At 39.4% G+C, this 24,912-nt stretch carries 26 protein-coding genes, 1 other RNA gene and 1 other annotated feature; of the genes, 22 read left to right on the forward strand and 5 right to left on the reverse strand.

All coding sequences use genetic code 11. The features are described from left to right. The first annotated feature begins 10 nt into the window (after positions 1-10). On the forward strand, positions 11-1,453 hold the full coding sequence (locus AC6UD2_RS04485) for a catalase (RefSeq protein WP_500698156.1): 1,443 nt from the start codon (positions 11-13) through the stop codon (positions 1,451-1,453). Positions 1,454-1,501: 48 nt separating this feature from the next. Here AC6UD2_RS04485 and AC6UD2_RS04490 read toward each other — a convergent pair whose 3' ends face one another. Beyond that, positions 1,502-2,656 carry an LCP family glycopolymer transferase gene (locus tag AC6UD2_RS04490; RefSeq protein ID WP_500698157.1) on the reverse strand — a complete coding sequence of 385 codons (1,155 nt, stop codon included), beginning with the start codon at positions 2,654-2,656 and terminating at the stop codon, positions 1,502-1,504. A 187-nt stretch (positions 2,657-2,843) separates the two neighbouring features. On the opposite strand from AC6UD2_RS04490, the gene AC6UD2_RS04495 reads away from it, so the two are divergent. Genes AC6UD2_RS04495 through AC6UD2_RS04505 form a run of 3 tightly spaced genes read left to right on the forward strand, consistent with a single transcriptional unit; the run spans position 2,844 to position 5,515 of the window. Then, on the forward strand, positions 2,844-3,791 hold the full coding sequence (locus AC6UD2_RS04495) for an AEC family transporter (protein WP_056998348.1): 948 nt from the start codon (positions 2,844-2,846) through the stop codon (positions 3,789-3,791). A 51-nt stretch (positions 3,792-3,842) separates the two neighbouring features. Next, positions 3,843-4,820: a DMT family transporter gene (locus AC6UD2_RS04500; protein WP_500698158.1), complete on the forward strand. Its 978-nt coding sequence runs from the start codon at positions 3,843-3,845 to the stop codon at positions 4,818-4,820. Between the two features lie 23 nt (positions 4,821-4,843). Further along, positions 4,844-5,515 (forward strand): 2,3-bisphosphoglycerate-dependent phosphoglycerate mutase, encoded by a 672-nt coding sequence (locus AC6UD2_RS04505; RefSeq protein ID WP_039144573.1) that lies wholly within the window; start codon positions 4,844-4,846, stop codon positions 5,513-5,515. 95 nt (positions 5,516-5,610) lie between these two features. Here AC6UD2_RS04505 and rpiA read toward each other — a convergent pair whose 3' ends face one another. Beyond that, the gene (rpiA, locus tag AC6UD2_RS04510) at positions 5,611-6,300 is read right to left on the reverse strand and encodes a ribose-5-phosphate isomerase RpiA (protein ID WP_010021762.1); all 690 of its coding nucleotides are present in this window, start codon (positions 6,298-6,300) and stop codon (positions 5,611-5,613) included. A gap of 158 nt (positions 6,301-6,458) precedes the next feature. On the opposite strand from rpiA, the gene AC6UD2_RS04515 reads away from it, so the two are divergent. The 14 genes from AC6UD2_RS04515 to mprF all read left to right on the forward strand — a co-directional run bounded on the left by AC6UD2_RS04515 (position 6,459) and on the right by mprF (position 18,063). Then, positions 6,459-6,995, forward strand: a complete 537-nt coding sequence (locus AC6UD2_RS04515) for a dCTP deaminase/dUTPase family protein (protein ID WP_500698159.1) — start codon at positions 6,459-6,461, stop codon at positions 6,993-6,995. Positions 6,996-7,010: 15 nt separating this feature from the next. Then, positions 7,011-8,393, forward strand: a complete 1,383-nt coding sequence (radA, locus tag AC6UD2_RS04520) for a DNA repair protein RadA (RefSeq protein ID WP_500698160.1) — start codon at positions 7,011-7,013, stop codon at positions 8,391-8,393. A 99-nt stretch (positions 8,394-8,492) separates the two neighbouring features. Next, positions 8,493-9,902, forward strand: coding sequence for a cysteine--tRNA ligase (gene cysS / locus AC6UD2_RS04525; RefSeq protein ID WP_500698161.1), 1,410 nt, complete (start codon positions 8,493-8,495; stop codon positions 9,900-9,902). 5 nt (positions 9,903-9,907) lie between these two features. Continuing rightward, a complete protein-coding gene (locus tag AC6UD2_RS04530) occupies positions 9,908-10,333 on the forward strand; it encodes a Mini-ribonuclease 3 (RefSeq protein WP_500698162.1) in 426 nt (141 codons plus the stop codon). Continuing rightward, entirely contained in the window at positions 10,323-11,075 is a 753-nt protein-coding gene (gene rlmB, locus AC6UD2_RS04535; protein WP_500698163.1) for a 23S rRNA (guanosine(2251)-2'-O)-methyltransferase RlmB, read from the forward strand. The genes AC6UD2_RS04530 and rlmB overlap by 11 nt, the downstream gene beginning before the upstream one ends. 190 nt (positions 11,076-11,265) lie before the next feature. After that, positions 11,266-11,847: a sigma-70 family RNA polymerase sigma factor gene (locus tag AC6UD2_RS04540; RefSeq protein ID WP_039144555.1), complete on the forward strand. Its 582-nt coding sequence runs from the start codon at positions 11,266-11,268 to the stop codon at positions 11,845-11,847. A gap of 48 nt (positions 11,848-11,895) precedes the next feature. Further along, on the forward strand, positions 11,896-12,045 hold the full coding sequence (rpmG, locus tag AC6UD2_RS04545) for a 50S ribosomal protein L33 (RefSeq protein WP_010021771.1): 150 nt from the start codon (positions 11,896-11,898) through the stop codon (positions 12,043-12,045). 13 nt (positions 12,046-12,058) lie between these two features. Then, the gene (gene secE, locus AC6UD2_RS04550) at positions 12,059-12,238 is read left to right on the forward strand and encodes a preprotein translocase subunit SecE (RefSeq protein ID WP_010021772.1); all 180 of its coding nucleotides are present in this window, start codon (positions 12,059-12,061) and stop codon (positions 12,236-12,238) included. A gap of 102 nt (positions 12,239-12,340) precedes the next feature. Next, complete coding sequence (gene nusG / locus AC6UD2_RS04555) at positions 12,341-12,901, forward strand: transcription termination/antitermination protein NusG (RefSeq protein ID WP_010021773.1); 561 nt, start codon at positions 12,341-12,343, stop codon at positions 12,899-12,901. A 124-nt stretch (positions 12,902-13,025) separates the two neighbouring features. Further along, on the forward strand, positions 13,026-13,451 hold the full coding sequence (gene rplK, locus AC6UD2_RS04560; RefSeq protein ID WP_010021774.1) for a 50S ribosomal protein L11: 426 nt from the start codon (positions 13,026-13,028) through the stop codon (positions 13,449-13,451). Between the two features lie 91 nt (positions 13,452-13,542). Next, on the forward strand, positions 13,543-14,235 hold the full coding sequence (gene rplA, locus AC6UD2_RS04565; RefSeq protein WP_010021777.1) for a 50S ribosomal protein L1: 693 nt from the start codon (positions 13,543-13,545) through the stop codon (positions 14,233-14,235). A 56-nt stretch (positions 14,236-14,291) separates the two neighbouring features. Next, positions 14,292-14,407 (forward strand) — a sequence feature (ribosomal protein L10 leader region). A gap of 26 nt (positions 14,408-14,433) precedes the next feature. Next, positions 14,434-14,952, forward strand: a complete 519-nt coding sequence (gene rplJ, locus AC6UD2_RS04570; RefSeq protein ID WP_010021778.1) for a 50S ribosomal protein L10 — start codon at positions 14,434-14,436, stop codon at positions 14,950-14,952. Between the two features lie 38 nt (positions 14,953-14,990). Continuing rightward, complete coding sequence (gene rplL / locus AC6UD2_RS04575; RefSeq protein ID WP_010021780.1) at positions 14,991-15,356, forward strand: 50S ribosomal protein L7/L12; 366 nt, start codon at positions 14,991-14,993, stop codon at positions 15,354-15,356. A gap of 148 nt (positions 15,357-15,504) precedes the next feature. Then, positions 15,505-18,063 (forward strand): bifunctional lysylphosphatidylglycerol flippase/synthetase MprF, encoded by a 2,559-nt coding sequence (gene mprF, locus AC6UD2_RS04580; RefSeq protein ID WP_500698258.1) that lies wholly within the window; start codon positions 15,505-15,507, stop codon positions 18,061-18,063. 48 nt (positions 18,064-18,111) lie between these two features. Here the strand turns inward: mprF and nrdF are convergent, their stop codons facing one another. The 3 genes from nrdF to nrdH all read right to left on the reverse strand — a co-directional run bounded on the left by nrdF (position 18,112) and on the right by nrdH (position 21,611). Beyond that, positions 18,112-19,119: a class 1b ribonucleoside-diphosphate reductase subunit beta gene (gene nrdF, locus AC6UD2_RS04585; RefSeq protein WP_010021783.1), complete on the reverse strand. Its 1,008-nt coding sequence runs from the start codon at positions 19,117-19,119 to the stop codon at positions 18,112-18,114. A gap of 17 nt (positions 19,120-19,136) precedes the next feature. Continuing rightward, positions 19,137-21,302, reverse strand: a complete 2,166-nt coding sequence (gene nrdE / locus AC6UD2_RS04590; RefSeq protein ID WP_500698164.1) for a class 1b ribonucleoside-diphosphate reductase subunit alpha — start codon at positions 21,300-21,302, stop codon at positions 19,137-19,139. A 78-nt stretch (positions 21,303-21,380) separates the two neighbouring features. After that, on the reverse strand, positions 21,381-21,611 hold the full coding sequence (gene nrdH, locus AC6UD2_RS04595; RefSeq protein ID WP_010021786.1) for a glutaredoxin-like protein NrdH: 231 nt from the start codon (positions 21,609-21,611) through the stop codon (positions 21,381-21,383). 160 nt (positions 21,612-21,771) lie between these two features. Here nrdH and AC6UD2_RS04600 point away from each other — a divergent pair, with 160 nt between their 5' ends. From AC6UD2_RS04600 to dnaX, 4 genes are all read left to right on the forward strand, one after another. Beyond that, a complete protein-coding gene (locus AC6UD2_RS04600; protein WP_500698165.1) occupies positions 21,772-22,386 on the forward strand; it encodes a class I SAM-dependent methyltransferase in 615 nt (204 codons plus the stop codon). Then, positions 22,379-22,843, forward strand: a complete 465-nt coding sequence (locus tag AC6UD2_RS04605; protein ID WP_500698166.1) for a nucleoside deaminase — start codon at positions 22,379-22,381, stop codon at positions 22,841-22,843. The genes AC6UD2_RS04600 and AC6UD2_RS04605 overlap by 8 nt, the downstream gene beginning before the upstream one ends. 47 nt (positions 22,844-22,890) lie before the next feature. Next, an RNA gene (gene ffs / locus AC6UD2_RS04610) (signal recognition particle sRNA small type) lies at positions 22,891-22,977 on the forward strand. A gap of 132 nt (positions 22,978-23,109) precedes the next feature. Continuing rightward, on the forward strand, positions 23,110-24,909 hold the full coding sequence (dnaX, locus tag AC6UD2_RS04615) for a DNA polymerase III subunit gamma/tau (protein WP_500698167.1): 1,800 nt from the start codon (positions 23,110-23,112) through the stop codon (positions 24,907-24,909). Positions 24,910-24,912: the final 3 nt, after the last annotated feature.

Consider the following 24,912-nt stretch of genomic DNA (forward strand, 5'->3'; position numbering starts at 1 on the left):
TGATGTGATTATGACAGATAAATTAACAACTGAAGCTGGCCAACCATGGGCTAACAATGAACATTCACAAACTGCTGGGGTTCGTGGCCCAGTTTTAATGCAAGACTATCAACTACTGGAAAAGTTAGCTCACTTTAATCGTGAGCGAATTCCAGAACGAGTTGTTCACGCTAAAGGTGCTGGTGCCAAGGGTGTTTTTAAACTAACTCATGATATGAGCAAGTACACTAAGGCTGACATCTTTAACGGAAAGGGGAAAGAAACCCCGATGACAATCAGAATTTCTCAGGTTGCAGGAGAAGCTGGTTATCCTGATACAGTGCGGGATGTTCGTGGATTTGCGTTGAAGTTTTACACTAAAGAGGGCAATTATGACATCGTCGGAAACAATACTCCGGTATTCTTCGTAAATGATCCCCTTAAGTTTCCTGATTTTATTCATTCTCAAAAACGTGATCCTAAGACTCACTTGCGTTCTCAAGAAATGCAATGGGACTTCTGGTCTCATTCACCGGAATCAGTTCATCAAGTAACCTATTTGATGGGTGATCGTGGTAATCCGGCTAGTTACCGAACCATGAATGGTTATGGTAGTCACACCTATAAGTGGGTTAATAAAGAAGGAACTCCATTTTGGGTTAAGTATCACTTTATTAGTCAACAGGGTGTTAAAAACATGACGAATGAGCAGGCTTCTGAAGCAGCTACTAAGGATACGGATTACCTTATTCATGACCTGTACGATGCGATTGAACAAAAGAACTATCCAACATGGAAGGTTTACGTCCAAATTCTCCCATATCAAGCTGGAATTGACTATAAACCTGACATTTTTGATGTCACTAAAGTTGTTTCTCATAAAGATTACCCACTGCAAGAAGTTGGTGAATTTACCCTTAATCAAAACCCAACTAACTATTTTGACGACGTTGAGGAATTAGCTTTCTCACCAGCTAACCTAGTTCCTGGAATCGAAGCTAGTCCAGATAAACTGTTACAAGGACGTTTGTTTGCCTATAAGGATGCTGAGCGATACCGTTTAGGAGCTAATTATGAACAACTTAAGGTCAACCGTCCTGTTGATGGTGTTCATAACTATGAACGAGATGGCTTAATGGCACAAGGACAAGACGGATCGGTTAACTATGAGCCAAATGGTAAAGGCGGTCCAGTTGAGGATCTCAGTGCTTCAACCAGTCCTGATAAGGTCGAGGGTGAAACTGGTGCCTTTAAACCTTACGATACCGATTATTATAGTGAGGCTGGGAAGCTTTACCATGTTATGAAGCCTGAAGAACGAGATCGTTTGATTCAGACCATCAAGGGCGCTTTAGGTTCCGTTAATAACCATGAGATTAAGGTCCTGGAGACCAGACAGTTTTATAAGGCTGATCCTGAATATGGAACTCGGGTTGCCAAAGCATTAGGCCTTGATTTAAATGAAATTAGATAAAAAATTAAATTAAGATAAAAAGCACTTCACGTTATGTGAAGTGCTTTTTTAGTATGCTGGCGCGGTTGAAGCGGAACTAGAGTTATCACTTGAATCTTGATTATTAGCTTGACCCCCGCCATTTCCGTTACTAGGGGAGTTAGTTTGTTGTTGCTTGGAAGTTAATCCCTTAGCAGGATCGAGATTCAAAGTTGTCCGAATATGATTAGAAACGTTCATTAGCTCATCGGGTTGAGCTACTTGGTAACTAATCCCATTAATCATGGCTTCATTTCCCTGTAGTGTTTCCGACTTAATGTGATGAGTAGCTGGACCATACTTGGATCTGATCGCAATCATGTCATCAAAGGACAAATCAGTCTTGAGATTGCCGTTTAGTGATTCAAGAATTTGTTGGTACCTAGGAATGGAAGAAATTCCCATTCCTTTCATCACCAGCTTCTCCAGAATTTGACGTTGCCGTTGTTGCCGTCCATAATCACCCTTTGGATCGTCATCACGCATTCTGGAATAGTCAAGGGCTTGGTCTCCATCTAGGTGAGTCATTTTGCCCTTAACTACGTTTGCATTGCCATATTTGAATGTGAGTGGTGGTTTAACGTCAACTCCACCGACTGAATTCACCATCTGTTTTAATCCGCCCATGTTAACAATGGCAAAATAATCAATGGGAACGTTAAGAAGATCCTGGACGGTAGAAATGGCAGTTTTAGGACCGCCAATGGTATAAGCTGCGTTAATTTTTTCGTATGGCTGGGAATCGCCGTTAACAACCACTTTAGTATCACGAGGGATGCTGGTTAGGTAAGTAGTTTCTTTTTGTGGATTAACGGTGGCAACGATAATTGTGTCAGTACGACCAACGTCGTGTCTCCCCAGTGCCCCTGTATCGGTTCCCATCAATAGGATGGAAAAGGGCTTTCTTTTTTTGAGGATCCCAGATACGTTTCGTGATTTTCCAATGCCATCATCTTGAAATGTTCCGCCAAACGAATGACGTGCTTGCGTATAAGCTCGAAATCCGAACGCTAGTCCAATGAGGACAATTAGTAAGACGATGGCCATAAAGGTCCATGCGATTGGATGATGTGGTTCTTCATCATAATCAACGGCGGGTTCAGATTGTGGTTCCGCAAAGTGTGGATTACCGGACCGACGATTACGTGATTGATAATTGTCATTATTGTTATCGTTATTTGACATGTGCAGCCCCCACTTATTATTAATACTGGTTCAAATTATATAGCAGTCTTGAAGACAAACGCTAGTTATTTCTTAACTTTTTAGTATATTTTAATATAACCATATTGTCCCATTATAGTAGTTTTTAATGGCACAAAATCATATGGTACAATAAATTAAGTTAAATTTATAGGAATAGGATGGTCTAATGGGGATCTTTTTTAAAAGTATTTCAGGAATACTAATCGTGTTAATCATGATTATACTTGGTTTTGTTTTGGCAAAACGGCATTGGTTCAACGATGATTCCACGAACTTAATTGTAAAATTGGTGATTGACGTTGCTTTACCGTGTTACATGATTTACACCATTGGTCATGATTTTACGGCTGATACTCTACTTTCGACCCTGCCAGATTTGCGGTTCCCCGTGGTAAGTATGTTGATCATGTTCGGCATTTCTGTGGCAATTGCACGAGTTATTCGCATTAAAAAGTATCATCGGGGCTTGTTTGAATCGATGTTTTTAAATTCTAATACGGTCTTTGTTGGTTTGCCGGTTAATATGGCGTTGTTTGGAGCACAAAGCCTCCCATACGTTCTGGTGTACTACATGGCCAACACGACGTTTTTCTGGACCATTGGAGTTTACCTAATTCAAATGGACGGGGATGCCAATTCCAAGTTTGATTGGAAAAAGACGATCGGGAAGATCCTTTCACCGCCACTTCTAGGATTCATTATTGGGGTCATTTTGGTCCTTCTTAGGATCAAACTACCTAGTTTCTTAATGAGTGATTTTCAGTACGTCGGGAACTTGACGATTCCACTTTCCATGATGTTCATTGGAATTTCAATGGCAAATGTCAATCTTGCCAAGTTCGATTTGAGTGCTTCCAATTGGGGGATCTTACTAGGAAGGTTTATCATTTCGCCATCCCTCATGGCGCTCTTGGTAATTCCAACCGGAATGCCAATTTTAATGAAACAGGTTTTTATCATGCAAGCGGCCATGCCAGTTATGACAAATGCCCCAATTGTTGCCAGAAAGTATGGTGCGGACGCCGATTATGCTTCATTGATGGTTACTGAGACGACCATCATCAGTTTGATTGTTTTACCCATTTTAATGGTGATCGTACAACAGATCCATTAAGACGAGTCAATTGAAAAATAGACAAGTAAAGAATGGGAGTAGTAGTGTAAAGTGAAAAAATCAGTGATATATGTTTTAATTTCAACGTTAATGTTTAGTTCGATGGAGATTGCCTTAAAGGTTGCTGGCAGTGAGTTTAATCCAATTCAGTTAAATTTACTGCGATTCTTCATTGGTGGGGTAGTATTGTTGCCGTTTGCCTTTTATGAGTTACATAAAAGACGGCGGAGGCTTAATCTAGATGACTGGAAAGCCTTTGCGTTTACCGGATTTGCATGTGTGGTTATCAGCATGACTTTGTATCAGTTAGCCATCGTTTATGATAAACCAGCCATTGTGGCCGTTTTGTTTAGTTGTAATCCAGTATTTGCAGTTATTTTTGCCTATTTCATTTTGCACGAACGAATTGGACGAGCAAATTTAATTTCGCTTATTATTTCCGTTATTGGGTTAATTGTGATTGTCAATCCGTTTAATCTGACTAATCCAGTTGGAATTATTTTATCCCTTCTGTCAGCGGTTACCTTTGGCTTCTATAGTATTCTGTCACAATCCTGTTCGGTGAAAAGGAATTTAGATGGGATAACCATTACCTGTTTTACATTTATTGCTGGTTCTTTTGAACTTTTTGTTCTATCATTGATTACCAACATTCCTGCTGTGGCTAGCGGAATGAAAACGGTGGGATGGTTAAGCCAGTTCGCTGCCATTCCCATTTTGAAAGATGTTAACTTACAAAACTTTTGGATTTTGTTTTTTATTGGAGTTTGTGTGACTGGTGGTGGATTTGCCTTCTACTTCTTGGCCATGCAGGAGTCTGGGGTTTCCATTGCGTCCCTAGTATTCTTCATAAAACCTGGTTTGGCACCAATCTTAGCCATGATTTTTGTTGGTGAGAAGATCAATTTGCCAACCGTCGTCGGGATCGTGATCATTTTGATTGGTTCCGTGGTTACCTTTATCGGAGAACGCTACAAGGAGACCGATGCCACCATGTTAAATGACAAGACGATTGAGGAAAGTAAGTAATCTTAGTTTATTGAGGCGATTGGATGAGTAAATTAGTAATTATGAGACACGGCGAAAGTGTCGCAAATCACACTAATACCTTTACTGGATGGAGTGATGTCCCACTAACTAAAAAGGGTGCTGAAGAGGCCATTAAAGCTGGCAAACGGTTAAAAGAAACCGGGATTCAATTCAGTGACGTCCATACTTCCGTTTTAAAACGTGCTATTGTGACCGCGGAGATTGTCCTAGATGTGATTGATCAGGATTTTATTCCTGAACACAAGAGTTGGCGCTTAAACGAGCGGCATTACGGTGCATTAAGGGGCCAAAATAAAGAAGAAGTTAGAAAACGGGTAGGAGATACCCAGTTTATGAAGTGGCGAAGGAGTTTTTATGCGGTCCCACCGAAATTAGACGAAGTCCCGCCGGTGCGAAAGTATCGACGACTGGGAGTGGTTGAACCGCCAGCAGAAAGTCTTAAAATGGCTTATGATCGTATGATTCCATATTGGCAGGATGAGATTGCTCCTCGACTTCTTGATGGCAAAAATCAATTGATAGTGGCTCACGGAAGTACTCTACGAGCGTTAATTAAATACTTAGAAAACATTAGTGATAAGGGAATTGATGGAGTCGAAGTTAAAAATGGTCGTCCTATCATCTATACCTTTGATCCTGATTTAGACATTTTAGATAAAACGTATCTGAAGTAAAATAAAAAGGACGAAAACTTTTATTTAAGTTTTCGTCCTTTTTATTGGCTAAGATTGTTAAAACTTTGCGTAATTATTCTTGTAATTTCTCGAACCTAACGGGCTTCGATTGTTTCAGGACCGTCAGCATGTTCAACAATAATGGTATTAACGATGTTTAGGAACAAACCATGTTCCACAATTCCGGTCATACTATCGAGTTTTTCACCTAGTTGAACTGGGGTGGTGATCTCTGGTAGTCCAAGATCAATGATGTAATCACCGGAATCAGTCGTTAGCTTTCCTCCATGACCACTTTGCCGGAACTTGGGATGAAGTCCCATTCGATTAAGACGGCGATAAAGTTGACCACTACCGTATGGAATTACTTCAAGTGGAAGTGGATAGTTGAGCTTTTTGACCATCTTACTTTCATCAACGATCCACATATTACGATCAGAGTTAATGGCAACGATTTTTTCCATTAAGTGCGCTGCACCGCCACCCTTAATTCCTTGGAAGTTCTTATCGATCTGATCAGCCCCATCAATGGTGAGGTCAATGTGATCGACTTTGTCGACGTCCTTGGTGGTAATCCCAAGACTTTCAGCATAACGCTTAGTCTTGTTAGAAGTTGGTACCCCAATAATGTCTAAGCCTTCGTTCTTAATGCGTTCGCTCAGAGCATCTACCATGTACTTGATGGTGGTTCCCGATCCAAGACCTAAGACCATTCCATCCTTAACGTGTTTAACAGCTTCTTTTCCAACGTGTTTCTTTAACTCTCGCTGATCTGCTGAATTCATTTGATTGTTCCCCTTCAAATTAAGTCGTTACTTTCAGTAACTTGACCACTAATATTAATTTTCACTGGTCTTCATGATTTTGTCAAGCAATGTCAAATTTTAGAAAAGACTGGTAAAATAATAGTAGGAATTTTTGAGAAATGAAGGGGTAATCGATTATGCTAAGAGGCTTTGAAATTGTTTCAAAATATCAGAACGAAAATTTAACGTTACCAAAACGAGCAACGGAAAAAGCGGCTGGCTATGACTTTGCCAGTGCTTGTGATATGACCATCCCATCAATCTGGAAGACCGGTTTGATGCATGCGTTTGCCATTATCAAGGCACAAAAGAATTTAGATCAGCAAGCTATTATGGATTCAGAAAAGGCTCTAAAACCGTTCTTGGTTCCAACCGGAATCAAGGCTTACATGCAACCAAACGAAGTGTTGATTATTGCAAATCGTTCGAGTAATCCACTTAAACGAAACTTAGTGATTCCTAATGGGATTGGTGTCATTGATGCTGATTACTATAATAATGAGAGTAATGAGGGGGAGATTTTTGTCCAGATTTTAAATTTCGGCATCGTTGATCGCAAGATTAAAAAGGGTGACCGAATTGGACAGGGAATCTTTATGCCTTATTTATTGGCGGACAAAGATGAAGGACCAAAATTAACTCGAAATGGGGGATTTGGCTCTTCTGGCAAATAGTTAGGAAATGATTTAATGGCTAAAACAAAAACACAATACGTTTGTTCCAACTGTGGATACATTTCACCACGCTATATGGGACGTTGTCCCAACTGTGGTGAGTGGAACACGATGGTGGAACAGACCGTTCAGAAGACCGATCCGAAAAAGGCTAATGTTAGTCGAGTTTCCCTTAGTGGCAACAAATCACAACCACAGTTAATCGGACAGGTCAACGCAGAAAGTGCTCCTAGAGTTCAGGTGGATTCAAATGAATTAAATCGTGTCCTAGGTGGTGGAATCGTACCTGGGTCACTGGTATTAATTGGTGGTGATCCAGGAATTGGTAAGTCAACCTTACTCTTGCAAGTTTCTGGTCAGTTGGCTGACTCAGGACAAAGGGTCCTCTATGTTTCGGGAGAAGAAAGTGCCGATCAGATTAAAATGAGAGCCGATCGACTGAATGTTTCCGAAAATGGTAATTTATACATTTATCCTGAAACTGACATGGCTTCAATCAGAAAAGCCATTGAAGAAGTAAAACCCGATACGGTCATTATTGATTCAGTTCAGACCATGCAGGAGGATGAAATTCCCTCTGCCATTGGATCTGTGACCCAGGTTCGAGGAGTTACCTCTGACTTAATGAATATTGCTAAAACGAATGGGATTACTATTTTCTTAGTGGGTCATGTTACCAAGGGTGGAACGCTTGCAGGACCTAAGACACTTGAACACATGGTGGATACCGTCCTTTATTTTGAAGGGGACAAACATCATTCTTATCGACTATTACAGGCCGTTAAGAATCGATTTGGTTCTACTAACGAACTAGGAATCTTTCAGATGGACGAAGACGGTCTCAAAGAGGTTAAAAATCCATCCGAAATTTTTCTGGAAGAACGCTTAAAAAATGCCACCGGCTCTGCCATTGTGGTAGCAATGGAGGGAACTCGTCCGATTCTGGTGGAATTACAGGCTCTCATTGTTCCATCGGTTTTTGGGAACGCACAAAGGACCGCTTCTGGTCTTGATCGGAACCGGGTCTCGTTGATTATGGCGGTTTTAGAAAAACGAGCTGGATTAATGTTGCAAAATCAGGATGCCTATTTAAAGGCTGCTGGTGGAGTGAAGTTAAACGAACCAGCGATTGACCTGGCAATGGCAATCAGTATTGCCTCCAGTTACGAAAACGTGGGAACCGATCCGAAAGAATGCTACATTGGTGAACTTGGCTTGACTGGTGAAATTCGACGGGTTAATCGAATTGAACAACGCGTTATTGAGGCCCAAAAGTTAGGCTTTAAGCGAGTACTTGTTCCCAAATACAACTTAAAGGGATGGACGCCACCAAAGAACATTCAAGTAGTTGGTGTCTCAACCATTGGTGAAGCGTTGAAGACGGCACTAAAAAAGTAAAATATTTTCTTTTCAATTGGTCTAGTTCATAATGGATGGGATCATTGATTTGGGTCATTATGAGTATGTTAGTATTGAATAATAATTAGGAGGTTGGACATGCTAAAAGTTTATAATTCACTTACAAATGAAAAAGAAAAATTCGAGCCGATTACACCCGGTGTGGTTAATATGTATGTCTGTGGTCCAACTGTTTATAACTACATTCATATCGGTAACGCTAGAAGCGTGGTAGCGTTTGATACCATTCGGCGGTATCTGGAGTATTGTGGCTACCAAGTGAACTATGTGTCCAATTTTACTGACGTTGACGATAAAATGATTAACGAAGCAAAGAAAGAGGGAACGACGGTTCCTAAGTTAGCTGATAAGTACATCAATGCTTACATGGAAGATACTAAAGCTCTAAACGTAAAGCCCGCAACCGTTAATCCACGGGCAACGGATAATATTAAAGACATCATTGCCTTTGTGGCTGATTTAATTGATAAGGGATATGCTTACAATGTTAACGGAACGGTCTACTATCGTGCCCGAAAGTTTAAATCATATGGCCTGCTAGGTCATGAGAACATTGATGATCTTGAGAGTGGTGCAAGTGAACACGTTTCAAGTGAAGAACTAGCTCAGAAGGAGGATCCAATTGATTTTGCCCTCTGGAAAAAAGCAAAACCAGACGAGATTTCATGGGATTCACCGTGGGGAAAGGGACGCCCAGGTTGGCACATTGAATGCTCAGTGATGTCAACTAAGTATTTGGGTAATACTTTTGATATCCACGGAGGTGGAATCGATTTAGAATTTCCTCACCATGAAAATGAACGGGCTCAAAGTGAAGCCAAGACTGATCAGAAGTTTGTTAATTACTGGCTTCATAATGGTTTTGTTACCGTCGGTGACGATGATGAAAAGATGAGTAAGTCAAAGGGAAACTTTGTGACGGTTCACGATCTCTTGAAAAAGGATAACCCACAGGCACTTCGGTTTCTAATCTCAACTACCCAGTACCGGCGTCCAATTCGATTTAGCCAGCAGGGAGTTGACGAAGCAGCTACTAATCTGCAAAAAATCCAAACCGCCTTTGACAATTTAAATTACCGATTAAAGGATGCTGAGGATTACAATGATCCAAAATTAGATCAGGAAATTCGGCAAATTCAAGCTGATTTTCAGGATGCCATGGATGATGATTTTAACGTTCAAAATGGAATCGCAAAGGTTTACGAGCTAGCTAAACTCGGCAATGTCTACGCGGAACGTCCCGTTGTTTTTAAAGAATCAATCAAATTGTTGATGAAGCGACTGGAACAGTTATCTTCCATTTTTGGAATTAAACTCCAAAGTAGCGAATTAAATGATGATAAAGTTAAAGAATTAATTCAAGAAAGAAATAACGCTCGGGAGAACAAGCAGTTTGCCCGAAGCGATGAAATTCGTGATGAATTAAAAAATAAGGGAATTATACTAGAAGATACACCGCAAGGAACACGGTTCAGAAGGGAAAATTAATTTAGATGAGTGAAGCGGACGACAATATTCAATATCGACAGTTAAATGGAATTGTATTGGCTTATTTGGGGGATGCAGTTTATGAGGTATATATCAGACGTCATCTAATTGATGAGGGGATTGCTAGACCAAATCAACTACAACGGTTTGCCACCCAATATGTATCCGCTAAAGCCCAAGCTGGACTAATTGACCTCATGAAGCATGATGGAATTCTAAGTGATGAAGAGGCTTACTTCTTTAAACGTGGGCGTAACGCTAAGAGCTATACCCATGCTAAGAATACGAGTGTTGTTACTTATCGGATCTCAACTGGTTTTGAAGCCCTTTTTGGTTTCTTATCACTTAGTGGTCAGGACAGGCGTCTTGATGAATTGGCCAAGTGGTGCATTGATCAAGTAGACGCTGGGAGAGTGGAATATGAGAGATAATGAAGACTTTATAATTGGAAGACATCCGGCAGTTGCTGCCTTGCGAAGTAAGGATCAAGAGATTAATAAGGTGTTTTTGCAAAGTGGAATTAGTCAGGATGATGACACGGTTAAAAACATCATTCGTTTGGCAAAGGGACGTCATCTAGTCATTTCGAAAGTCCCTAAACAGAAACTAGACCTAATGTCAGACAATCAGAATCATCAGGGAGTGATGCTCGCAATTGCTTCTTTTAAATATGCTTCAATTGATGATTTGTTTGAGAATGCCCAATCTAAGAGTGAAAAGCCGTATTTCGTTATTTTGGATAATATTGCTGATCCACATAACTTAGGCTCTATCATTAGAACTGCGGATGCTGCTGGAGTTCATGGCATCATTATTCCTAAACGTCGTGCGGTAGGGCTGACTTCAACGGTAGCAAAAACATCAGCGGGGGCCATTGAACGGGTCCCAGTTGCACGAGTTACTAACTTGGTTAATACCGTTAAAGAACTTAAAGATCGTGGCTTATGGATTTTTGGAACGGATATGAAAGGAACCGATTATCGGCGCTGGGATGCACGTGGAGCTTCCGCATTAATCATTGGTAGTGAAGGTAAGGGGATCGCTCCCCTTCTTAAGAAACAGGTCGATGAGACCCTCACGATTCCAATGGTAGGCGACATTCAGAGCCTTAATGCTTCGGTAGCAGCGGGTCTTGTGATGTATCAGGGATTTAATTCCCGTCATCCGTTATAATTAAATAATTTAGTTTGGGAATGATACTTTTGGATCATTCCTTTTTTGTTACCTTAATATCGGATTTTCGATATTAAAAATTGGTTAGTGGATAATTTTCTGTATCAAACATTTGTTCGCTTGTTTTGATTAAATCTACTTGGGTACGATATTAATTGTTAATTAATTGATTGAGGGGGAGAACCAACTTGTGAACAAAGAAAATGGACGTGCTAAAGAGTTAAAACTAATTGAAGACGCTAAGTGGAATGATGCTGACTTTATTAAATTATTTGAAAAATATGCACCAATTTATTTAAAACTGTGGAATGATTTTTACGTTTCGGACATGGAGCTATCAGATTGGAAGCAAGAAGCGGCCATTGTTCTTCACCGGACAATTATTCGATATGATGCAAGTCGAAATGTGACCTTTGGCAGCTATTACAAAACGAATTTAAAAAATCGATTATATGATATTTTACGAAGAAAACGGGCACAAAAGCGACTTCCTGATTCCAAAAAAGCATCTTTTAGTGCTTACAGCCAGTTTTATTCGGATACAATTGCTGACGTTCATGCTGCTAATCCAGAGCGAGTGCTTTCAATCTATGAAAATTTACAGATTCTAATGAAAAAATCTTCAGTAGTGGAAAGGCTAGTGGTTATTAAATCTCTTGAAAACCTTACCTTTGAAAAAATGGCTAACCTTTCTGATGAAAATATGATGAGATTGAAGAATGCGATGGCACGTTGCCGACGCAAGTATCATGAGATTAATCGAATTGACTAATGTCTCTATTGATGATAGTATTAATTAGATATTAAGGAGGTGCAGCTTATGGCACAGAAAAAAGTGGCACTAGCCTGTTCTGTATGTGGTTCAAGAAACTACACCATTGCTAGCAATCCTAATCGCGTTAAACGATTGGAAGTAAATAAATTTTGTAAGCATTGTGGGAAATACACGTTGCACCGCGAAACTCGCTAAGAAGGGAATTTACATGAAACGATTTTGGAACTTTTTAAAAAGCGTTGTTGCAGAAATGAAAGTGGTTGTTTGGCCGAACGCTAAACAAACGAGAACTGATACTTCAATCGTTGTTTGGACCACCATCTTTTTTGCAATTTTCCTTGGTGTAATTGACTGGGCTATTCAAGCAGCTTTGAAGTTGTTGGCCTAAACTAGATTAGTATGTTAATTTCTGTTATAGTTACTTTAGTGATAAGAACTTCGTTTACGCGGAGTTTTTTTATTTTGTTTTAAGTTAAAGGAGATAATCATTGTGGTAGAGACTGCTGAGAAGCAATGGTATGTATTGCATACATACTCTGGTTATGAAAACAAAGTTAAGATGAATCTTGAATCTAGAAAAGAATCTATGGGAATGGAAGACTATATTTTTGACATTGTGGTCCCAGAAACTGAGGAACATGAAGTTAAGAATGGCAAAGAAAAAGTTGTAATGAACAAAACTTTCCCAGGGTACGTCTTGGTTCAAATGGTAATGACTGATAGAGCTTGGTATGTTGTTCGAAACACGCCAGGTGTTACTGGATTCATTGGTTCTCATGGGCAAGGTTCTAAGCCTAATCCCTTATTACCTGAAGAGGTTGATAACGTAATGTCGACCATTGGGGTAAAAAAGCATGTTAAGCCATTGGATAGCCAAGTTGGTGACACAGTTACCATCGTTGAAGGAGCATTCAAAGGTCTTTCTGGTAAGATTACTGAGATTGATAATACTAAGGGAAAACTCAAAGTTAACATTGATATGTTTGGTAGAGAAACCAGCACTGAGCTTGAATTTGATCAAGTTAAACCCTTAGAAGCAGATTCTCAGTAAATTACTCATTGTCACGTTTAAATAAACGTGGTATATTTATCTAGTATGCGTATTGCATAAATTAACGTGGGAGAAGAAATTTTAATCTTCATTTACCACACACGGACTTAAGGAGGTATGTCTCGTGGCTAAAAAAGTAGCTAATGTAGTTAAACTACAAATACCTGCGGGTAAAGCAACACCCGCTCCTCCAGTTGGACCTGCTTTAGGTCAAGCTGGAATTAATATTATGGGTTTCACCAAGGAATTTAACGCACGTACTGCTGATCAAGCAGGAATGCTTATTCCAGTTGTGATTACTGTTTATGAAGATCGTTCATTCGACTTTGTAACCAAAACCCCTCCAGCCGCTGTCCTATTAAAGAAAGCCGCTGGTGTTGAACACGGTTCCGGTGAACCTAATACTAACAAGGTCGCTAAGGTTACCAAAGACCAAGTTAAGCAAATTGCCGAAACTAAAATGCAAGATCTAAACGCAGCTGATGTAGAAGCAGCTATGCGCATGGTTGAAGGTACGGCACGTAGTATGGGATTCACTGTTGAAGGTTAATTTCACTATGCCCGGACAGCACGGCATCGAAAGATAGTGTGCTAGTGGGAGGAAATTCCGTTATAACCACAATTGCAAGGAGGAAGACACAATGGCTCGTAAGAGAGGTAAGAAGTACGAAGATGCTTCTAAGCAAATTGATAAGAGTAAAAAGTATTCTGCTCAAGATGCTGTAGAATTAGTTCAAAAATTAGATGCAGTTAACTTTGATGACACTATCAGAGTTGTCTACAAATTAAACGTTGATACTAAACAAGCTGATCAACAATTACGTGGTGCCGTAGTTTTACCTAATGGTACTGGTAAGGATCAGACTGTTGTAGTATTTGCTAAGGGCGAAAAAGCCCAAGACGCTAAGGATGCTGGCGCTGACTACGTTGGTGACGATGACTTAGCTCAAAAGATTCAAGATGGATGGCTCGACTTCGACGTCGCAATTGCTACTCCTGATATGATGGCTCAAGTTGGTCGTTTAGGTCGTGTATTAGGACCTAAGGGATTAATGCCAAACCCTAAGACTGGAACTGTTACCATGGATGTTTCAAAGGCGGTTTCTGATGCTAAGGCCGGTAAGGTTACTTACAGAACTGACCGTGATGGAAACGTTGCAGTTGCAATCGGTAAAGATTCATTCGATGCAGATAAGTTGGCTGAAAACCTTAACACCATCAATGATGTGATTGTTAAGAATCGTCCAGCATCTGTTCGTGGAACTTACATTAGTAACATTTCTGTTTCATCAACAATGGGACCTGGTGTCGCTGTTGATCCTGAATCGTTTTAGTTACTAACTAATTAAATAATCCCTAATTGACTAATATTTATCGTTATGATAGATTATTAGTTGAATATGATTCGCCTAAGACTCAGGTGGTTTTAACCTTAATTATGCCTGCCGAGGAGTAAAACACTCTTTCTCTATGTTTTGGCGAACATAGGGATTTTTTATTAAGTCCCAAAATACATTGGGAGGTGAAATAATATGCCAAGAAAGAACGTTATTGATGCTAAAGCCAAGAAGGTTGATGAAGTTGCTGATCAACTTCAAAAAGCCGTATCAGCAATCGTTGTTGATTATCGTGGTTTAAGTGTTGCTCAAGATACTGATTTACGTAAACAACTACGTGATAATGATGTATCAATGAGTGTTATTAAGAACAAAATTTTGGAACGTGCCGCTGATAAAGCCGACGTTAAAGATTTAAAGGATACTTTTGTTGGACCAACTGCCGTTGCATTTTCTGATGAAGACCCAGTTGCTCCTGCCAAGATCTTGAAGAATTTTGCTGATGATAATCCAGAACTTGAAATCAAGGGTGGAATTATCGAAGGTAAGATTGCTTCACTTGATGAAATCAATGAATTTGCTGCTCTACCAAGCCGTGAAGAATTGCTTTCAACTCTTGCTAATATCTTGAAAGATCCTATCCGTAAGGTTGCTTATGCTGTTAATGCTGTTGTTGATAAAGATGACAATGGTGACGACAGTGATGCAGCTTAATAAAAATAAATTAAATGTCCTAATAGGAGGAAATTAAAATGGCTTTTGATAAAGATAATATTATTGCTCAATTAAAAGAAGCTTCAATTACTGAATTAAATGACTTAGTTAAGTCAATCGAAGATGAATTCGATGTTTCAGCAGCTGCCCCAGTTGCTGCTGCAGGTGCTTCCGGTGACGACAGTGCTACCAAAGATTCATACGATGTTGAACTTACTGAAGCAGGTCAAGAAAAGATCAAGGTTATCAAGGCAGTTAGAGATATCACTGGTCTTGGCTTGAAAGATGCTAAGGACTTAGTTGACGGTGCTCCTAAGGCTGTTAAAGAAGGCGCTTCAGAAGCAGATGCTAACGACATTAAGGATAAGCTTGAAGCCGTTGGTGCTACTGTAACTCTTAAGTAGTTTACACCCAAAAAAGAACGTGCCTAAGCACGTTCTTTTTTTTGCTTTAATTTTGTGTAAATAAAGTTGTTTTATGTGATAAAAATTGAGAGAATGAGGTTAGCCAATTTTTGGGGGTTAACAATTGAAAAAAGCATTTAACAAAGTTATGGATTTCTATAACAAATATTCGAATTGGATTAAAGGGATTTTCGTTGTGTTAGTCCTTGTATTTGTTGTTTATGAAGCAACGCACGTCCTTTCAGAGATTAATGGAAAGCAGATGCGAGAAAGTTTAGCATCTCAGTCACCAACGACCCTGATTATTTTAACGATTCTGGGATTCGTGGCCGTGTTACCAATGTTAATTTACGACTTTACCATCACGGAATTCCTGCCTGGTAAGTTTAAACCATCTTACATAATCAAAAGTGGATGGATCGTTAATTCGTTTACTAACATTGCTGGTTTTGGTGGTTTTCTCGGTGCCAGTCTAAGAGCGATGTTTTACAGTAAGGACGCCACCAAGAAGCAGGTTTTATATGCGATTTCTAAAATTGCTTTATTTTTACTGGCAGGACTTTCCACGTACTGTCTAGTTTCACTAGTTTTGATCTTTGGCTTTGGGATCGGATCCCAGTATGCCAAGGATTGGATTTGGTTAGTTGGTGGTGGGATTTATTTTCCTGTCATTTTTCTCTTTACTAGATTTAATAATTCCGAGTTTTTCAGTGACTTAACCTTAAAACGAGAGTTTCAATTAATCATTGGTTCGTGTTTAGAGTGGGGTAGTTGTGCCATGCTCTTCTTGATCATTGGTTATTTCATGAAACTTAACATTAATTTGTGGAATGTCTTTCCGCTTTTTATTATTGCGAATGTCATTGGAGTTGTCTCAATGCTACCAGGAGGACTAGGATCATTTGATACGATGATGATTGGAAGCTTAAGTGCTCTGGGTGTCTCTCCAACAATTGCTGCTGTGTGGGTCCTTTTATACCGTGTTTTCTACTACTTCTTACCATTCTTCGTTGGTGTGGTTCTTTTCTTCAGTGAAATGGGAGCACGGATTAACAACTTTCTTGATGATATTCCTAAAACGATTATTCACAGATCGGCTCAGATTATCATCACTATCTTCATGTATTTCTCAGGAATCATGATGATTGTGTACGCTACCATTCCTAATCTGGCTTTGGTCAATCCACTTTATGTGTCACTTGCACCCTACACTTTATTCTTCTTGGGGCAACTGTCCAACGTGATTATTGGGATTTTATTGATCGGACTAGCTCGTGGAGTTGGTTCACGGGTCCACAAAGCCTTCTGGCCAACCGTTATCATTTTGGTATTTGCCATTGCGAACACGCTTTGGAAGGAAGACTTTCCCTTAAAGTTGACGCTTTTACTTGGTTTTATCATTATTTGCTTGTGGTTATCAAGGAAGGGAATGTATCGCCAGAAGTTAACTTATTCATGGGGAAACGCCATTTTCGATGGGGTGATCTTCATCGGGACCTTCTTAATTTACTCCATTATTGGGATCTACATGAGCAATCATCATCTTCCCAGTCGTGGTCCAATTAAAATGATGAATGTCTACCTCTTACCTTCCCAGCAGGTTTGGTTAACTGGATTTATTGGAATTATTATTGCGTTTATTATCTTATTTATGCTCTATAAGTATCTAACATACGCACGGATTCCGTGGTTAAATCAACCATTTGATGAAGTTAGGATTCGAAATGTGATTGATAAGTTTGGTGGAAATGAAGTTAGTCACCTGGTCTTTCTACGTGATAAAAAAGTTTACTTTTACGCTGAAGACAGTGAAGACGAAGTGATCTTTATGTATAAGCAGAAGGCCAACAAGTTAATTGTGATGGGTGAACCAATTGGTAATCAAGACAAGTTGGATGCTGCCATTGATCAATTTATGAGTGATGCCGATAAAGCGGATTTCACTCTAGTATTTTATGAAGTTGGGGAATCGTTAACGATGTTACTTCATGAAAAAGGCTTTGATTTCATTAAAGCGGGTGAAGAAGGTCACGTTAATCTCACTGATTTTTCACTTGCTGGAAAACGACATCGTGGCGAGCGAGCTCTTATGCATAAATTTGATCGCGAAGGTTACCACTTTGAGGTTCTAGATCCACCATTTCCTAAAGAGCAGATGGCTGAATTTAAACGTATCTCTGATGAATGGTTGAATGGTCGTGATGAAAAGGGCTTTTCGCTGGGCTTCTTTGATCCTTATTACTTGAATCAGGCTCCGATCGCTGTTATCAGGGATAAGGAGGGGAAGATTGTTGCCTTCGCTAATATCATGCCAACTGGTGATCGAGTTATGACGTCGGTTGACTTGATGCGATCAGGAAACGATGCACCCTCTGGAATCATGGACGGAATTTTTATTCACCTGTTTAAGTATTCTCAAGATGAGGGTTATAAGTGGTTTAACCTTGGAATGGCTCCGCTTGCTAACGTGGGTGAATCGAAGTTTAGTTTTATTAATGAGAAGATTGCCCATTTGATTTACCAGTACGGTGATGCTTTCTATAGCTTCCAAGGATTGCGTTCTTATAAGCAAAAATACGTTGATAATTGGGTCTCCAAGTACTTCGTATACCGGAAAGACAATTCGTTGGTATTCACGATGCTACAGCTCTTGTCAGTAGTTAGTGAACGACCTACGATTGAAAATGTAGAAGAAAATATTCCATAAAAAAAAGGAGTTTCAGAATTAATTCTGAAACTCCTTTTTGTTTGAAAACTATTTTTTGTTTTTCTTATCACCGATATCATAGTCGGAATCACTCATAGCTTCTACGTTTCCTAGGCGGTAACCATTACCCACTTGTGAGAAGAAGTCATGGTTAACCGTTGCCGTTGAAATTCCGTTCATAACAATTGGATTAACATCTTCTTCAGTGTCGGGGAACATCGGATCCTGTCCTAGATTCATTAATGCCTTGTTGGCATTGTAACGAATGAAGGTTAAAACATCGTCAGTCCATCCTACTTGATCGTAAAGCAGATGAGTATACTTTTCTTCGTTTTGATAAAGATCGTACAAAAAGTTATACATCCAATCTTTTAAGTCGTTTTGTTCGTTTTCACCTAATTGGTTGAACTGAACTTGGAATTTATAACCAATGTAAGTTCCATGAACGGATTCGTCACGAATAATTAATTTGATGATCTCAGCAACGTTTGGAAGTTCGTTATGACCGAGATACCAAATAGGGGTATAGAATCCAGAATAGAAAAGAAATGTTTCAAGAAAGACACTTGAAATTTTCTTTTTAAGTGGATGTCCATCATCGTGGTATAGTGAATAGATTTTTTTGGTTTTGTTTTGAAGAAATTCTTCCGTGTCACTCCAATGAAAGATCTCATCAATTTCATCAGGAGTGTTCAAAGTCGAAAAGATTGAAGAGTAACTCTTAGCATGTACTGATTCCATAAACTGAATGTTATTTAAAACCGCAATTTCATGTTGCGTTACCGCATCTTTTCGAAGGGCTGCCATTCCGTCTTGAGACTGAAGGGTATCCAGTAAGGTTAACCCCCCAAAGACGTGACCAACGATCCATTTGTGATCATCATCAAGTGAACGCCAGTCCTTTAGATCGTTTGATAGTGGAATTCTAGTATCAAGCCAGAACTGCTCGGTTAATTTTTCCCAGGTAGCTTTGTCAATTTCATCATCAATAGAATTCCAGTTAATCGCTTTGTAGTTTCCTTTTGACTTTCCGGTTAAGACTTTATTAATGTCCATGTATTTCCTCCTAAGGATTAAATTACGCAGCTTTCACATTCATTGGCACCAACTTCAGTATTATCGTCAGTAAAGGTCCTTACGTAATAGAGTGATTTAATGCCCTTTTTGTAAGCATAATTTCGAAGGATCGTTAAATCTCTGGTTGACATTTTGTCACTTCTACCATCTTTCCATTCATAAAGACCCTTTGGAATGGTTGAACGCATAAAGAGGGTTAAACTCATTCCTTGATCAACGTGCTTTTGAGCGGCAGCGTAAACATCAATTACTTTACGCATGTCAGTGTTATAGGCTGATTCATAGTAAGGAATGGTGTCATTTGAAAGGTATGGAGCCGGGTAGTAAATGGTTCCAATCTTTGATTCTTGGCGTGCTTCAATTTTTTGAACAATCGGATGCAAACTTGCTGTTGCATCCCCAATGTAAGCAGTTGAACCATTAGGAGCTACGGCCATGCGATTCTGATGGTAGAGACCATACTCCATGACTGATTGTTTTAAAGCGTTCCAGTCTTTTTCGGTTGGAATAAAGACACCATCAAACAGTGATTTTACTTTATCTGACTTTGGAGCCCAACTCTTGGTAGTGTACTGATCGAAATAAGATCCATCAGCATACTTACTTTTTTCGAAATTATGGAAAACTTTTCCGCGATTCTTAGCCATTTGATTAGAAGCCTTCAGGGTCCAGTAGTTTAAAAGCATGAAATAGGTACTGGTAAATTCAATGGACTCAGGTGAGCCATAGTACATATGATTTTTAGCAAAATATGAATGAAGACCCATGGCTCCCAAACCAATTGAGTGACTTAGTTCATTTCCGTGTTTAACTGATGGAACCACGTTAATTGATGAGTGGTCAGTAACGAAGGTTAGAGCTTTCACCATGGCTTCAACTGATTTACCGAAGTCCGGTGATGCCATGAGGTTCACTACGTTAGTAGAGCCCAGATTACATGAGACATCGGTTCCTAACTGTTCGTAGTTTTGTTCATCGTCAACGATGGAAGGTGTCTGAACCTGGAGAATTTCGGTACACAGATTACTCATGACAATCTTACCGTCAACCGGGTTATCACGGTTAACGGTGTCAATGTTGATAATGTATGGATAGCCAGATTCTTGTTGTAGTTTTCCGATTTCGGTTTCAAGTTCACGAGCTCGAATCTTTTTCTTAGAAATGTTCTTGTTCTTGACCATATTATCGTATTCTTTAGAAATATCAACATATGAGAAGGGAACTCCATACTCACGTTCAACATCATATGGACTGAATAAGTACATATCATCATCATTTTTAGCGAGCTCATAAAATTTATCTGGCACAACCACACCAAGTGAAAGGGTGTTTACTCTGATTTTTTCGTCGGCGTTTTCCTTTTTAACTCCCAAGAATTGAATGATGTCAGGATGAAAAACACTAAGATAAACAACTCCAGCACCGTTTCTTTGTCCTAGTTGGTTGGAATAGGTGAAACTATCTTCTAGTAACTTCATTACTGGAAGAACACCACTGGCTGCTCCTTGAATGTGTTTAATGGGATCACCAGCAGCTCTTAGGTTAGAAAGATTAATTCCAACTCCTCCACCAATTTTGGATAATTGAAGAGCTGAATTAATGGTTCTACCGATCGTATTCATGTTATCGGTGGTCTGAAGTAAGAAACATGAAATCAACTCACCCCGACGTTTCTTTCCAGCGTTCAAAAAAGTAGGGGTAGCAGGTTGAAAACGCTGATGAATTAATTCATCAGCTAGATTCATAGCTAATTTTTGGTCACCATTAGCTAGAAACAATGCGTTCATTGCTGTCCGATCTATGTAGCCTTCTAAGTACATGGAGTTGTCGTCAGTTTTCATTGCGTATTGAGCATAGAACTTGTAAGCAGCCATGAATGATTTGAAGTGAAAATTTTGACTATCCAAATACTTGTATAACTTCTCAATGAATGAAAATGGGTACTTATTAACGAAACCCTCTTCAATGTAGTTATGCTTAATTAGGTAATTAAAACGATCTTTTAACGAATCAAACTTAACGGTATTCGGATTAACGTTTTCTTTAAAGAAAGCCTTCAGTGCTTCCTGATCTTTTTCCAGTTGAATCCGGCCATCGACAGGGATATTAATTTCATTATTTAGTTTGTAATACGTAACATCGTGCAAATCCTTTAAAGACATATTAGACTATTCTCCCTTAATCGTGTCATGCGAAAATATCGTGAATGTTGGTTTTGTACTATACTATAAGTACAACAATTAACCAACGAGCTTTTTTAATTGTTCAGGTTGAAATCCGCTGAATGCATCGAGTGATTGACTTTCAACAACTGGTACAGCATGAAATCCCTCGCCCTTTAGATAATCCACGTATTCTGGATTCTCAGATGTGTTCTTTTCAACAAAATCAACGTTATGTTCACTAAGAAAACGTTTTGTCATCTTGCATTGAATGCAATTATTTTTGGTAAATACAGTAATTTTTTTCATTTTGTTTCATCTCCTTGATATCGTTCACTTGATGAGTTTACTCTCAAAAATCGGAATTTTCAACAGATAAAAGCACTACATATAGTGAAAATGATGATGAAAGGACGCTATATGTAGTGCTTGTAATTTTAAATATTAATTTTTTTAGGATGTGTTAAATTTGAACAATTTTTATTATACCGCAAATCCTGATGTTAAACATGAGGAAAAACATTGGAACTTTTCTTTATTAAAAACCACGCTAAGTTTTGTAACGGACAACGGTGTGTTTTCTAAAAATACGGTTGATTATGGGTCACGAGTTTTAATTAAGAACGTTGATACTAACGAAATGCCCGCAGGACCGATTCTGGATATGGGGTGTGGCTATGGTCCGATTGGGCTCTTCTTGGCTAAAACTCACCCAGAACGTCAGTTTACCATGGTCGACGTTAACAATCTGGCCTTGTCCCTTGCCAAACAGAATGCTGAGTTGAATCAGATCAGTAATGTGGACATCTTTGCCTCTGATGGGTATCAGAATATCACCCAAAAATATGCTGGGATCGTTACCAATCCACCCGTTCGTGCTGGAAAAAAAGTGGTAGATGAGATGATCACCGGATCTTATGATCATTTACTAGACGATGGGACGTTAACGGTGGTTTTACAGAAGAAGCAGGGAGCTCCGTCCGCTAAGAAGCTTATGAAACAAATTTTTGGAAACGTTCAAATCGTTAAACGTGATAAGGGATACTATCTTTTAAAGAGTAGAAAGGCTGCCGCTGATGAATAAAAACGACGCGTATTTTATGGATCAAGCTCTAATTGAAGCCAATCATGCCGCCATCATTGGAGAGGTTCCTATTGGAGCAATTATCGTCCAAGATGATCAAATTGTTGGAAGAGGACATAACTTGCGTGAACACACTGAAATGGGAACGGAGCATGCTGAGATCGTAGCGATTGAAGAAGCGTGTGCTCATCTAAAAAGTTGGCGCTTAAATGACTGCGAAATGTTTGTGACCGTTGAACCGTGTTTGATGTGTGCGGGTGCAATTATTAACACTCGAATTAAAAGATTGGTTTATGGTTCTAAAAATGAAAATGCAGGAGCAGTGGAAAGTTTATATCACACTTTAAATGATCCCAGACAAAATCATCAAGTTCAGGTTTCAAGTGGTTTGCGAGCCGCTCAAGCAGGTGCTACCATGAAAAAATTCTTTAAAGGTAAGCGGAAACATCGGAAATAATTCTAGACATTTGATGGATTTTCGGTTATGATAATTAGTGCCGTAAGGCCCTGAAGCAAGGGCGGACTTACGAACCGTGTCAGGTCCGGAAGGAAGCAGCACTAAGTATCTTTTGCCTTGTGCTTCTCGTTTTTAGAAATTAAACTCCTAGTCGTTTGACTGGGAGATTTTTTTTGGAAAAATTGAGGTTTAAAGTTATTAGCATTTCATCAATTTTCAATATATAATAATTAATGGTACCAACTTTCAATGAAAGGAAGCATTTCATGAGTTATCAAGCACTGTATCGGACTTGGCGTCCACAAAGATTTGATGAAATTGTTGGCCAGCCGGTCATTACTCAAACTTTAAAAAACGCATTGATAACTAATCAGATTAGCCATGCGTATTTATTTACGGGCCCCAGAGGAACAGGAAAGACTTCGGCAGCTAAAATCTTAGCCAAAGCGGTTAACTGTCCTAACTTAAAAGATGGGGAACCATGTAACGAATGTGCCACCTGTTTAGCTATCAATAAGGGTGCATTTAACGATGTCATTGAAATTGATGCCGCCTCCAACAACGGAGTTGAAGAGATTAGAAATATTCGTGATAAGGCCAAGTATGCTCCCACCGAAGGGAAGTATAAGGTTTATATCATTGATGAAGTTCATATGTTATCAACAGGGGCTTTTAACGCCCTTCTTAAAACATTAGAAGAACCACCAGAACACGTGATTTTTATTTTAGCGACCACTGAACCACAAAAGATTCCGGCTACCATTATTTCACGGACACAGCGGTTTGATTTTAAGCGGATTAAAGCTAGTGACATCTTAAAGCGAATGGAATACATTCTTTCAGAAAAGAACATTGATTATGATGATAAAGCCCTGAAAGTAATCGCTAAAAGTGCTGAAGGTGGAATGCGGGATGCACTGAGCATCTTAGACCAAGCCCTTTCATATAGTAATGATAAGGTAACTTATGAGAGTGCACTTTCCGTGACTGGAAGTGTAACTAGGGATAAGCTACAGTCATACATTGAAGCTGTTTTTAATTCTGACGTTCAAACGGGATTAAAAATGGTTCAAGAAATTTTAGATGATGGGAAAGACGCTAATCAATTTATTGAAGATTTAGTTGATTATTGTCAGAATATTTTGCTTTATCATCAAGATCCCGAAATGGTCCAAAAGAGTGAGTTAGGACTTTTGGGCAGCAATTTTAAAAAGATTGCTGGCGAAATCGGTAGTGAACTAATCTATCGGTACGTTGAAATTATGAGTGATGTTCAAAATCAGATGCGTTATTCATCTCATCCTGATGTTTATCTTGATATACTAACGGTTAAACTTGCTAACGCCAAGAAATCTGGGACAGTTGCTGGTTCAAAAGATGAGGATCATGGTGAAAGTAGTAGGACTAAGGAACTTGAACAGCAACTCTTAGATCTCAAGAACCAGGTTTCGGAGTTAAAGTCTGAACTGAGTGGTTCAAAAAAGAAGTCACCCGTTGATGAGACTAAAGATCAAAATGTCACTAAGTCCAAGCCAGTTCATCATCAAGATGCTAATAAGCAAGTTCAGGTGAACCTTACTAAAGCCTACGAGGTGTTGGGCAAGGCTACCAGGAAAGACCTAACGGCTTACCAAGATATTTGGCAGGAGTTGTTGCAGTCGCTGTCAGTCACTCAACGAGCTGTAATGCACGTTTCTAATCCTGTTGCGGCAAGTGATCAGGGTGTTGTAGTTGCGTTTGATTATGGCTTTTTGTACCAAAAAGCTGGAGCTGATGGAGATCTGATGGATGCTCTCCAAAATGGGCTTGATCGGATTCTCGGTTTTGTTCCCACCGTGGTGTTTGTTCCAAATGATGAGTGGCCTCAAATTAGAAGTGACTATCTAAAGAAGCACCGATCAGGAGCTGACAAGTCAGAAGCGAATAATTCAGAGGCCAATTCCGATGCCCCTGATGCTTCAAGTGATGAACAACCTGAAGATACAAAAGGTAAAAAAGATAATGATTCCCTTAATCAAGCCAAGCAAATGTTTGGTAATGATATAATTAATGTTAAAGACGATTAAAAA

The sequence above is a fragment of the Fructilactobacillus sp. X2R5C2 genome (genome assembly GCF_059901375.1).